General features: G+C 61.2%; 13 protein-coding genes. 3 read left to right on the top strand and 10 right to left on the bottom strand.

Annotated elements, in window-relative coordinates:
• Window positions 1–31 precede the first annotated feature (31 nt).
• Both ELH03_RS02725 and ELH03_RS02720 read right to left on the bottom strand, forming a co-directional pair.
• Window positions 32–1,396, bottom strand: coding sequence for a putative bifunctional diguanylate cyclase/phosphodiesterase (locus tag ELH03_RS02725; protein WP_128401960.1), 1,365 nt, complete (start codon window positions 1,394–1,396; stop codon window positions 32–34).
• Window positions 1,397–1,525: 129 nt separating this feature from the next.
• The gene (locus tag ELH03_RS02720; protein ID WP_130765992.1) at window positions 1,526–3,247 is read right to left on the bottom strand and encodes a response regulator; all 1,722 of its coding nucleotides are present in this window, start codon (window positions 3,245–3,247) and stop codon (window positions 1,526–1,528) included.
• Window positions 3,248–3,430: 183 nt separating this feature from the next.
• Here ELH03_RS02720 and mutL point away from each other — a divergent pair, with 183 nt between their 5' ends.
• Both mutL and ELH03_RS02710 read left to right on the top strand, forming a co-directional pair.
• Window positions 3,431–5,233: a DNA mismatch repair endonuclease MutL gene (gene mutL, locus ELH03_RS02715; protein WP_128401958.1), complete on the top strand. Its 1,803-nt coding sequence runs from the start codon at window positions 3,431–3,433 to the stop codon at window positions 5,231–5,233.
• A 171-nt stretch (window positions 5,234–5,404) separates the two neighbouring features.
• A complete protein-coding gene (locus ELH03_RS02710; RefSeq protein ID WP_128401957.1) occupies window positions 5,405–5,635 on the top strand; it encodes a DUF2093 domain-containing protein in 231 nt (76 codons plus the stop codon).
• Window positions 5,636–5,769: 134 nt separating this feature from the next.
• Here the strand turns inward: ELH03_RS02710 and ELH03_RS02705 are convergent, their stop codons facing one another.
• From ELH03_RS02705 to ELH03_RS02695, 3 genes are all read right to left on the bottom strand, one after another.
• Window positions 5,770–6,687 (bottom strand): sugar ABC transporter substrate-binding protein, encoded by a 918-nt coding sequence (locus ELH03_RS02705; RefSeq protein ID WP_128401956.1) that lies wholly within the window; start codon window positions 6,685–6,687, stop codon window positions 5,770–5,772.
• Window positions 6,688–6,765: 78 nt separating this feature from the next.
• Window positions 6,766–7,530, bottom strand: a complete 765-nt coding sequence (locus tag ELH03_RS02700) for an ATP-binding cassette domain-containing protein (protein ID WP_128411436.1) — start codon at window positions 7,528–7,530, stop codon at window positions 6,766–6,768.
• Window positions 7,527–8,585, bottom strand: a complete 1,059-nt coding sequence (locus tag ELH03_RS02695) for an ABC transporter permease (RefSeq protein WP_197727699.1) — start codon at window positions 8,583–8,585, stop codon at window positions 7,527–7,529. The genes ELH03_RS02700 and ELH03_RS02695 overlap by 4 nt, the downstream gene beginning before the upstream one ends.
• A gap of 99 nt (window positions 8,586–8,684) precedes the next feature.
• Between ELH03_RS02695 and ELH03_RS02690 the strand changes: the two genes are divergently transcribed.
• Entirely contained in the window at window positions 8,685–9,569 is an 885-nt protein-coding gene (locus ELH03_RS02690; RefSeq protein ID WP_130765991.1) for a GntR family transcriptional regulator, read from the top strand.
• A gap of 51 nt (window positions 9,570–9,620) precedes the next feature.
• Here the strand turns inward: ELH03_RS02690 and lpxK are convergent, their stop codons facing one another.
• From lpxK to ELH03_RS02665, 5 genes are all read right to left on the bottom strand, one after another.
• Window positions 9,621–10,694, bottom strand: a complete 1,074-nt coding sequence (gene lpxK, locus ELH03_RS02685) for a tetraacyldisaccharide 4'-kinase (RefSeq protein ID WP_128411435.1) — start codon at window positions 10,692–10,694, stop codon at window positions 9,621–9,623.
• A 183-nt stretch (window positions 10,695–10,877) separates the two neighbouring features.
• Window positions 10,878–11,600: an HAD family hydrolase gene (locus ELH03_RS02680; protein WP_130658455.1), complete on the bottom strand. Its 723-nt coding sequence runs from the start codon at window positions 11,598–11,600 to the stop codon at window positions 10,878–10,880.
• A gap of 9 nt (window positions 11,601–11,609) precedes the next feature.
• Window positions 11,610–12,929, bottom strand: coding sequence for a lipid IV(A) 3-deoxy-D-manno-octulosonic acid transferase (gene waaA / locus ELH03_RS02675; RefSeq protein ID WP_130765990.1), 1,320 nt, complete (start codon window positions 12,927–12,929; stop codon window positions 11,610–11,612).
• Between the two features lie 173 nt (window positions 12,930–13,102).
• A complete protein-coding gene (locus ELH03_RS02670; protein WP_128403098.1) occupies window positions 13,103–13,348 on the bottom strand; it encodes a DUF4170 domain-containing protein in 246 nt (81 codons plus the stop codon).
• Between the two features lie 61 nt (window positions 13,349–13,409).
• Window positions 13,410–14,219, bottom strand: a complete 810-nt coding sequence (locus tag ELH03_RS02665; RefSeq protein WP_128403097.1) for a 3'(2'),5'-bisphosphate nucleotidase CysQ — start codon at window positions 14,217–14,219, stop codon at window positions 13,410–13,412.
• Window positions 14,220–14,246: the final 27 nt, after the last annotated feature.

Raw genomic sequence — 14,246 nt, 5'->3', positions numbered from 1 at the left:
GGCGATGGCGCTCCTAGGGGGCGCCATCGCTTTATGCGCTGACACGCTCCGCCATGGTCGGATCGTAATAGTTTTCGTGCAGGAAGCGCAACGTGGCGATACCGTCCGCCGGACGGCCGAAGTGATAGCCCTGGCCCATGCCGCAGCCGAGCGTGCGCAACTTCACCGCCTCGGCATAATCCTCGATGCCTTCCGCGACGACTTCCAGCTCCAATCCCTCGCACATGGTGAGGATCGCCTTGATGATGTGTTCGGAGGCGCGATCGGAATTGATGCGCGAGACAAAGGCACGGTCGATCTTGATCTTGTCGAAGATGAAGTCGCGCAGGCGCCCGAGGCTCGACTGACCGGTGCCGAAATCGTCGAGCGAGATGCGCACACCGGCGGCGCGCAGATCGGCGATGATGCGATGAGCGGTATCGGCCGAACTCATCACCGCGGTCTCGGTGATCTCCAGCTCCAGGCGATGCGGATCGAAGCCGACGCGGCCGAGGATCGACAGGACGCTGCTGCTGGTGCCCGGATCCATCAGCTGAGCCGAGGAAAGATTGAACGACAGAAAAAGTTCGCGCGGCCAAGATAGTGCTGCTTCGGCGGCCTTACGCAACAACGCCTCCGACAGCGCATCGATGAAGCCGCGCTCTTCGGCGAGCGGCACGAAGACGCCGGGCGACACGAAGCCGAGATCCGGGTCGTTCCAGCGGGCGAGCGCCTCGAAGCCGACGACCTGATTGTTGGAGAGTGAGACGATCGGCTGGAAATGCACGTCGATCGCATCCGAGATGATGGCGTTTCTGAGCGCTTGCTCCAGCTGCGTGGCGCGCTTCATTTCCTGCGCGATCTCGCGCGAATAGACGGTGATCTGACCGCGACCGCGGCGCTTGGAACGGTAGAGAGCGGTCTCGGCGCTCTTCAGCAGTTCCTCGCAATCCTCTCCGGCGAACGGATAGATGGAGAAGCCGAGGGAAGCGGAGAGACGGACGTTGCGGTCACCGAGGTCATAGGGAGCCGATAGCACCTCGCGGATCATCTGGCCGAATTTCTCGGCACTCGCCCGCTCGAAGACCAACGGCAGCACGAAGGCGAATTCGTCGCCATCATGGCGGGTCACAAGCGCACCATCAGGAATACAGGCCCTGAGACGATGGGCGACCTGGCAGAGGATTTCATCGCCGGCTGTCGAGCCGAACAGATCGTTGATCGGCTTGAAACTGTCGAGGTTGACGATGCCGATGGTGAAGGGGGCCGGATCGCTGGCGCGCTCGGAAGAGATCTGCAAGACCTTGTCCCGCATGCGATTGCGGTTTCCCAATCCGGTCAGCGGATCGGTATAGGCCATCGCCTGAAGCTCATTCTGACCCACGGTCAAGAAAGCTATTTCCGCCGATTTCATCATCATGCAAACCCGAGCTTCCCCCGCAGCCATGCAAAAGAATGACCGGCATGTCTTAACAATTCGATAGGAAATCAGCGGCCTCTGCCGCCTGAAACGCCCAAAATCTAGGGAGTTGACGGGTATCGCCGGCTAGTTTCGCGCCCGCATAGCCTCAACCATTAGATACTTCTGAAACACCGTCTCGAGCATGTCGGGGCTGACGGGTTTCATGATGACGTCGTCCATGCCTGATTTGACGCATTCGGCGCGGTCGCGCTCGAAGGCCTGGGTGAGCACGCCGATGATCGGGGTGCGGGTGCCGCCGCCGGTTTCCTCCATCTGCCGGATGAGGCGCGCGGCCTCGAAGCCGTTGAAACCCGGCAGGGAAATATCCATCAGCACGATCTGCGGCCGGTGCTCAGCCCAGAGGCGCACCGCCTCGTCGCCGGTTGCTGCCAGCATATGCCGATAGCCGAGACCTTCGAGGATCTGCGAGAAGACGATCTGGTTGATATCGTTGTCTTCGGCCACGAGAACCTGCAGGCCGACCACATCGTCGGAAATGCTGATTTCCCAATCGGTATCCGAACCGGAAGCGCTGCGGCTGTTGCGATTGAAATGGCGGGCGATCTGGAATGTGAGCTCGTTGGCGATCTGGAAACCGTCCATGACGAGCGCCGGGATGCCGTATTGCTCGGCAAGCTCGAGGCAGCGCATGCCCATCTGATTGTCGATGATCAAGAGATCGAGCGAGATGCCGGAGGAGGTGGCGATTTCCAGGAACCGCTCCTCTTCGTCCTCGCCGCGGACCGAGCAGGATTCGAAGCCGTATTTCGTCAGCGTCCGCAGCGCGGCGGTCTCGGCTGCGAGGTCGGCAGTGACGACAAGGACCTTGCGGCCGGAGAAATTCTCCGGAACGATCGCTTCCATCGCCGCCGGTTCGCGCCGCTCGACGCCGGTTGGTACCGGCACATAGGCCCGCCGGTAGCTTTGATTGCTGGAGGCGGTGATCGCCGACGCTTGGCCGAACTCGTCGAGATCGGCGCCGTCGCGCGGCAGGTCCTGCATGGTCGATACCAGGAAATAGCGGCCGGGCTTGCCGATGCGGTGCTTGCGGCTGACGATGTCGCGCTCGATGCCGTCGCGAGAGATCTGACGCTGGCGGGAGACGGACATCTCGCCGGTCTCCAGCACATGGCGATCGCTCTCTTCGAAACGCTTGGCGATCTCCTCTGAAAAAAGATCACCGCTCTTGCGCCCGAGCACCTCGTCGGCGCTCGTCTGATATTTCTCGCAGAAGGCGAGATTGACCGCGACATAAGTGAGGTTGCGGTCCTTGACGAAGAGCGGGAACGGCAGATTGTCGAGAATGTCCTCGGTCAGCTGCACGCGCTCCAAATCGGAGCGCCATTGCTCTTCGCGCTTCTTGTTCTCGGAAATGTCGGAAATGATGGTGACGCCGTAACCACCCGGCAGCCTGCGCTTGACGAAGCGGACCCAGCTGTCGGCGCCGTGGCGCTCGACGGCGTCGAAGCGCTCACGCCAATGCGAGGCGATTTTCTGCGACAGCCAGTCCTCGCGGCTCAGAGCGCCGCCCTGCCTGACATCGTACTGCTGGCGAATGCCAGTGTCGTACATCGCGCCGAGGAAATCGCGAAGCCGCGTACCCGGCTTCAGCATTTCGACAGGCAGCGGAAAGAATTCGAGGGTCTGGCGGCTTGCGAAGATCAGATGGTCGTTCTTGTCGTAGATGATGAAAGCTGCGGAAAGGCTGTCGCACACCACATCGAAAAGCGCCGTCTGCAGATCGGCCTCGGCGGGAGACCCATCGATTTCTGATGATGTGTCCGCCTTTTCGAAGCCGGCACTCATTCCATTGCGTCCCACATCTGTTCGATTTCACAGCTTCCGGAAGTATGTGATTAGAAATGCCATTTTTATGTTAAAACCGGCTTAACACTAGCCACCCCCAAATTCGGGGACGGCCGTGATCACGCTTTGGGAAAGCGCATCGAAACCCCTTCCCTCCGGCCCGCGAATCCCCGAAAATAGCCCATGGCCATCAGACAGCTTTCCGAAACGCTCATCAACCAGATCGCCGCCGGCGAAGTCATCGAACGGCCGGCGAGCGCTGCCAAGGAACTGATCGAAAACGCGCTCGACGCGGGCGCGACGCGCATCGAAATCGCCACGGCTGGCGGCGGCAAGGCGCTGCTGCGCGTCAGCGACAACGGCTCGGGCATGGACGCGGCCGATCTGGAACTGGCGGTCAGGCGCCACTGCACCTCGAAGATATCGCAGACGCTCGAGGATATCCGCACGCTCGGCTTCCGTGGCGAGGCGCTGCCCTCGATCGGCTCGGTCGCAAGGCTCAGCATTGCAAGCCGCAGGCGCGACAGCACAGGCGGCCACGAGATCGCCGTGACTGGCGGCAAGATCGCGCATATGCGCCCGGCTGCCGCCAATCCCGGGACGATCGTCGAAGTGCGCGACCTGTTCTTTGCCACACCGGCCCGGCTCAAATTCCTGAAGACGGAGAAGGCCGAGGCCGGCGCCATCACCGAGATCGTCAAGCGCATGGCGATCGCCTTTCCGGCGGTACGCTTCGTGCTGTCGGGCTCGGACCGCACGACACTGGAATTTCCCGCAACCGGCGACGACCATCTGGCGCGCATGGCGCAGGTGCTTGGCAAGGAATTCCGCGACAACGCCATTGCGCTCGACGCCGAGCGCGAAGAGATCTCGCTGACCGGCTTTGCCGGCGTGCCGACCTTCAATCGCGGCAACTCCGCCCATCAATACGCCTTCGTCAACGGCCGACCGGTGCAGGACAAGCTGATCCTCTCGGCGATCCGCGGCGCCTATGCCGAGACGATCCCATCCGGACGCTATCCGGTGGCGGTGCTGTCGGTCACGCTCGATCCCGCTCTCGTCGACGTCAACGTGCATCCGGCAAAATCCGACGTGCGGTTCCGCGATCCTGGCCTGGTGCGCGGCCTGATCGTCGGTGCCATCCGCGAGGCCTTGGCGCGCGACGGCAGCCGGGCGGCGACGACCGGGGCGAGCGACATGCTGCGCTCCTTCCGCCCCGGCTTCCAGCCGAATAGCCAGCGGCCGCAGGGCGGATGGTCGGCCGAAACGTCGCCCTCCCGGCCCTTTCAGCCGACAACGGGTTTCGGCGAGCGGCCACAGGCGTCCTTCGACGGACTTTCGATGCCGACGGCGCGGGCCGAGCCGCAGTTTTCGCCGCAGCCGGCAGCCCCAGAACCAAACGCACGGTATCCGCTCGGCGCGGCGCGGGCGCAGATCCACGCAAACTACATCGTCGCCCAGACCGAGGACGGGCTCGTCATCGTCGACCAGCATGCAGCGCATGAGCGGCTGGTCTTCGAAGCGATGCGCAAGGCGCTGCATTCGAAGCGGCTGGCCTCGCAGGTGCTGCTCATCCCCGAGATTGTCGATATTCCGGAAGAGGATTGCGACCGACTGATGCAGCATGCGGCCGAGCTTTCCGAACTCGGCCTTGCGATCGAGCGTTTCGGCCCAGGCGCGATCGCCGTGCGCGAGACGCCGGCTATGCTCGGCGAGGTCGATGCGCACGGGCTGATCCGCCAGCTTGCCGACGAGATTGCCGAATGGGACACAGCGTCGGGCCTATCGGCCAAGCTCGAATATGTGGCAGCGACCATGGCCTGCCACGGATCGGTGCGCTCCGGACGGCGGCTGCGACCGGAGGAAATGAACGCGCTGCTCCGGGAAATGGAAGTGACGCCCGGCTCCGGCCAGTGCAATCACGGCCGGCCGACCTATATCGAATTGAAGCTCAGCGATATCGAGCGGCTTTTTGGCAGAAGCTAAAAAAGCTGGAAAAGCGGCCCTTGCGGGAGTATGGCAGACTAAAGCGTGTCGCGATCTTTCAGATTCGCTTGCCACGCTTTAGGTCTTTAGTGTTCCGCATGTCGTGATCGCAAAACCGCGGCACACTTTTGCGCGACATGCTCTAATGACAGGCTGCAGGGAACGGAGCGCATGAATTTGTTCGAAGGGCACGGAAACCGCGAGGCGAAGATCCGGTATCTCGATGGCGATTTCCAGATTCTCTCGCCCGGCTCCTATGTCGTCTGCGCGATGACGGGGAAACAGATCCCGCTCGACGAATTGCGCTACTGGAGCGTCGCCCGGCAGGAACCCTATGCCGACGTGATCACGGCCATCGATGCCGACAAACGCGCCGGCGTGCTGCCGAACCAGCGGCGCTAGAACAGGATGATTTTAGGCCCTGTCGGCCGTCCTGATAGAAGATTGAAATCTTGGCACAACGAGCGGTCACACGTCCGACCCGCCCCACGAAGGACGGGCCGTTTGCGTGATCCGATCCCCACAGGGGCAACGGTTCACTTGAATTTCGCCATATTCTCTGGCGTCACGAGCGCAGCGCCGGAATCGATCAAAGACTCAACCTTCTCTCCGCGAATCGATTTGACCAGCGCATCCACACCGAGTTCTGCCATCTTGGTGGGGAACTGGGCCACCGACGCATCCTCGACTCCACTCTTCAGCGCTTCCTCTTCGCCGCAGCAGAAGTCGAAACCGACCAGCACAATCTTGTCATTGGCAGTGCCAGCGTTCTTGATTGCGCGCGCCGCGCCAGCAGCGGGCGGGCCGCAAGCGGCATAAATGGCCTTGAGATCCGGGTTCTTCGTCAGCAGATCCTCGGCGACACTGATCCCGAGCTCCTCGGTGCAGTTTGTTGCGCCTTTCCCGACGATCTTGACATCAAGGCCGTTCAGCCCTTCAAGCATACCGTTCACGCGGTCATCAAGCGCCGGCACACCGGGCACGCCCTCGAGAATCCCGAGCGTGTCGCCGGCATGAAGAACCGTTTTGAGATATTCCCCTGCGATTTTGCCCGCGGCGAAGTTATTGGTCGTGGCAAGCGCCGTCCTGCCTTTCCAATCCGGAATGTTGTTATCCATCAGCACGACCTTGACACCGGCCGCCACCGCCTTGTCCAGCGCAGTGGACACGGTGGGATCGACGGGCGTGAGGGCAATACCCTGCACGCCTCGTGTCACCATGGACTCGATCTGTGCAATCTGGCCCTCGATGTCGGTTGCGGATGTACCCTGCCCGTAGATGATCTCGACGCCGGGATTTCTCTTTGCATAATCTTTGGCGGCGTTCTCCATTGTTGCGAAGAACGGTACTGGGAATTTGGTTATAAAGCCGAGCTTGACCGGCTCCTGCGCCAAGGCCGGGACTGCAGCGACGGCCAGGAGCGCAAGAGCTCCCAGCAGGAATTGCGGTTTCATGATAGACCTCCCATGTTTCGACCGCCCTCCTCTAGAGCGATCTCGTTGTCCGCTGCCCCAACGAAGCAGCGATCTCCCTTAAGCCTCGGCGCCGACAATCATCGCGACAAGGTCCTGCTTGTTCGCTTCAGTCGGCTTCAGTTCACCCACCTTGCGACCCTGCCGCAGCACAACCGCCCGATCGGCGATTTCGACGACATGCTCCATATTGTGCGTGATGATGATCACGGCATTGCCGTCGGCCTTGAGCTGATGGATAAGATCAAGAACCTGGCGAGACTCGCGAAGACCGAGGGCGGCCGTTGGTTCGTCAAGAATTACCAGCTTGCGCGCAAACACAATGGCGCGCGCGACCGCGATCGCCTGTCGCTGCCCCCCAGACATCAGCGCGACCGGCGCATCGAATCTCGGCAGTTTAACCTTCAGGCGATCGATGACACTTGCTGCCTCCCGCTTCATCGCGCCCGTGTTGAGGAAGCGGAGCGGCCGCGGCAGCCAGGAGGGGAAAGAGATTTCTCGTCCGCAATAGAAATTCTGTACCGGGGTCAGGTTGTCGAAAAGCGCCAGATCCTGATAGACGGTTTCAATACCGGCGCGGCGGGCGGCCGCCGTTGAATGGAGCCATACAGGAGCACCATCCACGAGGATCTCTCCTTCGTCGAGACTATGAAGCCCGCTGATGCATTTGACGAGCGTCGACTTGCCGGCGCCGTTGTCACCCAAGAGAGCGGTTACCTCACCCGAATACGCATCAAAGCTTACATTTTTCAGGGCATGGATGGCGCCAAAGCGCTTCTGGGCGTTTCGAACCGAAAGTGCCGGTGTGATGGATGCCGGGTTCATTGTACTCTCGCCGATTGAAGCATGCGTGCGCGCGCCTCGAGATGGTTACGAAGCACGTCAGCCTCTACGGCGATGACGATGACGAGCCCAATCGCGATCATTTGAAAGAACACGTCGACCCCGAGAAGGTTAAGGGCGTTGCGGATGACGCCGATCAGCACGGCGCCGATCAGGGCGTGGCCGAGATGGCCTCGTCCGCCAAGGAAGCTGGCGCCACCGATAATCACCGCAGCAATCGTGTCGAGCTCCAAAAGATTGCCGTAGATTGGCGAGGCGGCGGCGGTCCGTCCAGCGAGCAGCACCGCGCCGACACCTGCACAAAAGCCGCAAATAATGTAGGTTGCGAGCAGAACGCCCTTTACCGGGATACCCATGCTTCTGGCGGCATTCGGCGCGCCGCCGACCGCATAGATCCATCGGCCAAAGACCATCGACTTCGTCAGGATCAGAAAAAGAAGCCCGAACATCGCAACGGCAAAGAAGGAATTGGGCACACCAAGCGTCGTACCGCCGCCGATTGCAGTCACTGCATCGGGCATCCCGCGCATGGTGGTGTGGCCGGGCGCCAATGCAAGTGCCAGGCCGCGGCAGATACTCAAGGTCGCAAGTGTAATGATAAAGGGGTGTGGCAGCCGGCCATAGACAAAGACCAGGCCGTTGACCGCACCAATGGCAGCACCGGCAAGCAGCATGGCCATAATGACGACGATCGAGGAATCAACCTGCTGGTAGACAAGTCCGCCGATGACTGTTGCCAGCGCAAGATTCGAGCCTACAGACAGGTCGATGCCGCGTGTCAGGATAACGAGTTGCTGCCCCATTGCCACAACAGCAATCACTGCTGTCTGCGCCAGGATGTTCCCCAGGTTAACGGGCTTTAGAAAAGCCGGCGTGATCAAACTGACGACGGCGATGAGCATAATCAGGATCAGTAGAGGGCCAAGGCTCAATAGCTTCAGCCCGAATGTGATGCCAGATTGTCTCGGATGGAAGGTTGCATCTTGCGAACCACCAGGCCGGGACGAATTCTGAGGCAGAATCCCGGAGTCTTCCAAATTCCCCTAGCCTCCCCCGTTTTTTATACATAAGAAACATATGATACACGTGCGTCAAATTGTTTTTTATGGATATCTAATCATACCGAGAGTTGCGTCATGAGGACGGATACGACTTTCAAGCGGGCATTCAATGATATGATCGATATCATTCGGACGCTCGATCTTGGGGCGGATTTGCCGTCCGAAAATGCACTGCGCACCCAGCTTGGCGTGAGCAGAACAACGGTGCGGAAGGTGCTGGCGGGGATGTCCGCACGTGGGATCATCATATCTGAAGCGCACAAGCGGATCATACGTGAGCAGCCGCGGCAGAAAGAGCGCTATCCGAAGGAAGAGACCTTGGCAATTTCGGAACAGGTCGAGACGAGTTTCATGGAATGGATGCTGCGCGGTGATGCCTGTCCGGGCACAGAAATCAATGAGACGGAATTAGCTCGGAAATTCGGCGTCGCGACAACGATTGTCCGTGAGTTTCTCAATCGATTTCAGAAATATGGGCTGATCGAGAAGCGTCAGAATGCCGGCTGGGTTTTTAAAGGGTTCACAGCCAGTTTCGCACTCGAACTGTTTGAGATTAGAGAGATGTTCGAAATGCGCTCCGCACGGCTTTTCGCTGCCCTGCCCGACGGGTCGCCCGTCTGGAAACAGATCCAATCTATGCGGGCGGCACATTTGGAACTGCTCGCTGATATCGACGCTCGGTTTCAGGATTTCTCGGAGTTGGACAGCCGTTTCCACCGCCTGATTACCGCAGTCGCGCCAAACCGCTTTATCGAAAGCTTTCAAGACGTGATAACCATGGTCTTCCACTATCACTATCAGTGGAACAAGCGTGATGAACGCGCGCGGAATGAGGTCGCCATCAGGGAACATCTCGCGCTGATCGAAGCCCTCGAAAGCCGCAATATCGCCTTGATCGATCGCGCATGCCGGTTGCATCTGACTTCCGCTCGCGAAACTTTGCTTCACTCGATCGCGTGATAGCATTGGATGTACGGATGTGCGCAGAACGAGGCGTTTTGCAACAGCCTGTTAGAGCGGTTCAGCCTTTCCTGGAATCGCTTTAACCCCGGCCTTCATCTCCCGCAGGCGCCGTTCGCGGCAGGCGACGATCGCCCGGTCGATGATGAGGCTGGGGGCGAGGTGATCCTCGAACACCATGTCGACCTCAATCACCCGGCTCTTTTCGGCGAGTTGCACCGCCTTACCGGGATGGCCGGAGAGGCGGACAAAATCCTTGGAGGTGGTGACGATCTGAAGGCCCTGCCGCTCGGCGGTCATCAGGATGTCGTCGATTTCCTCCTCGGTCAGATGCTCGTGATCGCCGAAGGACTTGGCGACGACGATCTCTGCGCCGCGGGATTCGACCGTGCGGAAGAATTTGGCGGGATCGGCAATGCCGGCAAAGGCGAGCACCTTGGTGCCGGCCAGGGTATTGTCGCCGCGCACTTTCAGCGATGCGGTGAAATAGGGCTTTGCCGCGCGCGCCGCCATGCGGACGATCCTGTCGGCGGCATTGCCGCCGCCAACCTTCAGCAGAGCGGTCGCAGAACGCAACTGCTGGCGGATCGGCGCGCGGACCGGGCCACCCGGCACGATATGGCCGTTACCGAGGCCGCGCGTCGCATCGATGACGAGCAGGGCATAGTCGATCGCCAGCCGGGCACTCTGGAAACCGTCATCCATGATGATGAGATCGGCGCCTTCCGCCACCAGGCGTGCAGCACCCTCGACGCGCCGGCGCGAAATCACCGTCAGCGCTTCCTGAGCAAGCAGCAAGGGCTCGTCACCGACGGCAATCGCCCGGTGATGATCGGGGTCGACCACGGTGGTCACATCGAGCGAGCCGCCGTAACCCCTGCTGAGAAAGCCGGGCTTCAGCCCCTTCGCCTTGGCGGCGCGAGCGATCGTCAGCGCCGTCGGCGTCTTGCCGGCGCCGCCGACGGTGAAATTGCCGACGCAGATGACCGGGATGGGAACGGAAGCGCGGCGCGCATGGGCCATACGGTGGCCGGCGATACGGCCATAGAGAAAAGAAAGCGGCAGCAGCAGCCAGGCCCGCCAATCGGCTTTCCTCCACCAGAACGGTGGCGCTTCGGATATCATCTTGCCGTCCCGCTCCCCTGTCCGGCTTGTTCTCACGCAATCCCTTGGGAAAGTCGCTGCGCGCTTTTCCCGGCAAAACCGCTGTGCACTTTTGCTGGAATTGCTTTAGCGACAGCCAGTCCCCTGCTTTTCGACCGGTCGGATTGAGAAGCCAAAACCTGAAAAAATGCAAGCCCTTACCCGTCAGGCCGGCTGCAAGTCGGGCAGCAGCGTCTCGATGGCGGTGATATCGTCGAGGACGTGATCGGCCGCGGCGGCAAGCGTCTCCCGCGAACCGGTGCCGGTCAGCACCGCGATCCTGAGACCCGTGCCGGCATTCAGACCCATGTGCAGATCGTGGTTGTTGTCGCCGACCATGGCGACCTCGGCGGGAGAAAGACCGGTTGCGGCGCAGAAGCCGAGCACCATGCCGGGCTCCGGCTTGACGCCGAAACCGCTGTCGTAGCCGGCGATATAATCGACATAGCGGGCGAAACCGAAACGTTCCGCCGTCTGGCGGATCGACCGCTCATTGTCGCTGGAGGCGACACCGAGCTTGAAGCCGCGCCGATGCAGCCGGGCGAAGAAGCCGGCAAGGTCGGTCACCGGCACGGAAAATTCGGCGGCGCTGGAAAACAGATCGTCGAGGCGGACCGTCAGTTCGTCGACATCCACCATCGAACCCGCGGCAACAAGGCCTGAGGCGATCTGGCGGGTATTGCCGGCGGCAAGCAGGCTGTCGGGAACGATATGGCCGGTCAGCGGATCCATGCCGCAGGCCGACAGCAGCCGGTTGGCGAGAAGCTCATCCCCTTTCGCAGCGATGCGGGCAAGCTCGCGGTTGACCGGCAGCCAGCTCTCGTCATAATCGAGCAGCGTGCCGTCCTTGTCGAAGAGGATGCCTTTTATAGGCGTGGCAGCCGACATCTCAGTTCCTCAGACCTGGGCCACGGCTTTGGGCAGCAGTCGCGCCTTCACCGTCAGCGGATTGATATAGGGTTCCAGCCCCTTCACTGTCGCCGTCAGCGCACCGCGCATCTCGTGCACGGCGGTGATGCCGGCCTCGATCATGCCGCGGCGGGCGTCGTCATTGATCAGCAGGTAATGCACGCCCTTGGCCAGCATTTCGGTATCGCGCACCATGCGGGCGCTGCCGCTGCGGGCAAGCTTCTGATAGGCATCGCGGAAATTCTGCACATGGCCGCCGGAGAGAATGGCGCAGCCGAGCATGGCGGGCTCCAGCGGGTTCTGGCCGCCTTCGGCAAAGAGCGAGCGGCCGACGAAGGCGATTTCCGTCAGACGGAGATAAAGACCCATTTCGCCGATCGTATCGCCGAGGAAAATATCGACATCGGCGGATAAGACATCGTCGCGGGTGCGGCGGGCGACCTTCAGCCCCTGCTTGACGAGGGCCGCCTCGATCTCGTCGCTGCGCTCGGGATGGCGCGGCACAATAATCGTCAATTGACGATCGCGCTCCCTGAGCGCCCGATGAACGATGGCGGCGGCATTCTCCTCACCGTCGAAGGTCGAGATCGCCGCCCAAGTCTTGCGCTCGCCGATCTGCTTTTTATAGCGGGCGAAAACAGCGCTGTCATAAGGCGGTGCGTCGGTATCGACCTTCAGATTGCCCGAGGTGATGACGGGCACAGCGCCGAGATCGCGAAAACGTTCGGCATCGACATCCGACTGGGCAATGACGAGGGCAAGATTCTCGAACAAGGCTTCGGCGATCGCCGGGCGGCGGCGCCAGCGGGCAAAGGAACGGTCCGACATGCGGGCATTGATCAGGATCTGCGGAATGCGGCGGCGGCCGAGCTCCAGCACCGTTGCCGGCCAGATCTCGGATTCGGCGATGATGGCGCAATCGGGCTGCCAATAATCGAGGAAGCGGCTGACGGAGGGCTTCAGGTCGAGCGGCACATATTGATGGATCGCTTCCTGGCCGAGGCGCTCAGCGGCGAGCTTGGCCGACGTGATGGTGCCGGTCGTCAGGATGACATGGATGTCGCGGCGGCGGATTTCACGGATCAGCGGGATGACGGCGTTGGTTTCACCGACGCTTGCAGCATGAAACCAGAGGAACGGGCCCTGCGGCCGGTTGGCGCTCGGATAGCCAAAACGTTCCAGGCGGCGGGCCCGGTCTTCCTTGCCCTTGGCCGTGCGGTAGGTGATATAGAGGCCGACCACAGGAGAGGCCACGGTTCCCGCCAGACGGTATGCGTTCAGACCGAACCGCGCCATCCGGGAACTCATCGCGCCAGCCTCCGATCAAAACCGATCGACATCAAACCCATTCCCTAATTATCGTTGCGGCCGCAATGGCCGATTAATTTGTTCAGAATGCGTCCAACAATCCGGATCGACGAGCGCGCCGGATGCACCAACGCCCCGCTCGAGGAGCGGCCGGCCGGCGGCACTTGCTAAGCTCAGCCCTTGGGCTTTTCCTGCGGATCGAGCAAACGATGCATGTGGACGATGAAGTAGCGCATATGCGCATTGTCGACCGTCTGCTGCGCCTTCGCCTTCCAGGCCGTCAGCGCCGTGGCATAATCCGGGAAAATGCCGACGATATCGAGACCCTGCAGGTCACGGAACTGGACGTCATCGAGGCTTTCCAGTTCGCCGCCAAAAACGAGATGCAAAAGTTGCTTCTTGTCACCGGATTCAGTCATTTTTCGTTCTCTTTCTGCCTATTCTCCTCCGCCACCCATCTGCGGGATTTTGACGGAAACGTCAACTGTCTCGTCGCCCCGCAAAGGCCGCGAGGAATTCGCCGAGGCGGGGTGTTGGGGCCGCGCAGAGGACCTTGTGGGTGACTTCGGCGCGGTTGTAGACGATCGGCTGGCCTTCGATGTCGACGAGGCCGCCGCCGGCACAGACAAGGATCAGATCAGCGGCGGCAAGGTCCCAATCATGTGAATTGCCCTTGACGAAGGTGCCTTCGAGACGACCGTCCGCCACCATGGCGATGCGATAGGCGAGCGAGGGAATGTATGTCTCGCGCGTCACCCGGTCGCGGAATTCCGTCGGAAAGGTCTTCAGCAGGTCGTCACCGATCGCAAGGCGGCTCATCTCTTCCGGTCCGGCGGCCGAAACGGTGAAGGGCACGCCGTTCTTCAGCGCCACGCCGCCCTCAACCGCCTCATAGAGCTCCTCGAGCGCCGGGGCATAGAGCACGCCGGCGACCGGCCGGCCGCGATGAACCACCGCGACGCTGACGCACCAGACCTTCTGTCCGCCGAGGAAGGCGCGCGTGCCGTCGATCGGATCGATGATGAACAGCGTCTCGCGTGAGAGACGGTCGGCATCGTCGTCGGTTTCCTCCGACAACCAGCCATAATCCGGCCGGGCCTTGCGCAGGATGGTTTCGAGCGTCTTGTTTGCAGCGAAATCGGCGGCACTGACGGGAGACCGGTCGTCGTTCTTCCACCAGACCTCGGGAGACTGGTTGAAGAAGCCGAAAGCGACGGCGCCCGCCTCTCTCGCAGCATCGGCGATTAGCGTCAGATCGCTCTGCCAGCGGGCCGTTTCCTTATCGCTCATCCCGTCAATCCGTTTCTGAACTATCGC

It is taken from the genome of Rhizobium beringeri (assembly GCF_004306515.1).
Classification (GTDB): domain Bacteria; phylum Pseudomonadota; class Alphaproteobacteria; order Rhizobiales; family Rhizobiaceae; genus Rhizobium; species Rhizobium beringeri.
The sequence above is the reverse complement of the archived record's forward strand: the minus strand, read 5'-3'. Positions and strand labels throughout refer to the sequence as shown.

What these genes read in the sequence shown, in the direction of transcription:
- ELH03_RS02680 (WP_130658455.1), bottom strand. Translation starts at nt 11,600, where the DNA reads ATGTCGGCTGCCACGCCTATAAAAGGCATCCTCTTCGACAAGGACGGC.
- mutL (WP_128401958.1), top strand. Translation starts at nt 3,431, where the DNA reads ATGGCCATCAGACAGCTTTCCGAAACGCTCATCAACCAGATCGCCGCC.
- lpxK (WP_128411435.1), bottom strand. Translation starts at nt 10,694, where the DNA reads ATGATATCCGAAGCGCCACCGTTCTGGTGGAGGAAAGCCGATTGGCGG.
- waaA (WP_130765990.1), bottom strand. Translation starts at nt 12,929, where the DNA reads ATGAGTTCCCGGATGGCGCGGTTCGGTCTGAACGCATACCGTCTGGCG.
- ELH03_RS02705 (WP_128401956.1), bottom strand. Translation starts at nt 6,687, where the DNA reads ATGAAACCGCAATTCCTGCTGGGAGCTCTTGCGCTCCTGGCCGTCGCT.
- ELH03_RS02700 (WP_128411436.1), bottom strand. Translation starts at nt 7,530, where the DNA reads ATGAACCCGGCATCCATCACACCGGCACTTTCGGTTCGAAACGCCCAG.
- ELH03_RS02690 (WP_130765991.1), top strand. Translation starts at nt 8,685, where the DNA reads ATGAGGACGGATACGACTTTCAAGCGGGCATTCAATGATATGATCGAT.
- ELH03_RS02720 (WP_130765992.1), bottom strand. Translation starts at nt 3,247, where the DNA reads ATGAGTGCCGGCTTCGAAAAGGCGGACACATCATCAGAAATCGATGGG.
- ELH03_RS02710 (WP_128401957.1), top strand. Translation starts at nt 5,405, where the DNA reads ATGAATTTGTTCGAAGGGCACGGAAACCGCGAGGCGAAGATCCGGTAT.
- ELH03_RS02670 (WP_128403098.1), bottom strand. Translation starts at nt 13,348, where the DNA reads ATGACTGAATCCGGTGACAAGAAGCAACTTTTGCATCTCGTTTTTGGC.
- ELH03_RS02665 (WP_128403097.1), bottom strand. Translation starts at nt 14,219, where the DNA reads ATGAGCGATAAGGAAACGGCCCGCTGGCAGAGCGATCTGACGCTAATC.
- ELH03_RS02725 (WP_128401960.1), bottom strand. Translation starts at nt 1,396, where the DNA reads ATGATGAAATCGGCGGAAATAGCTTTCTTGACCGTGGGTCAGAATGAG.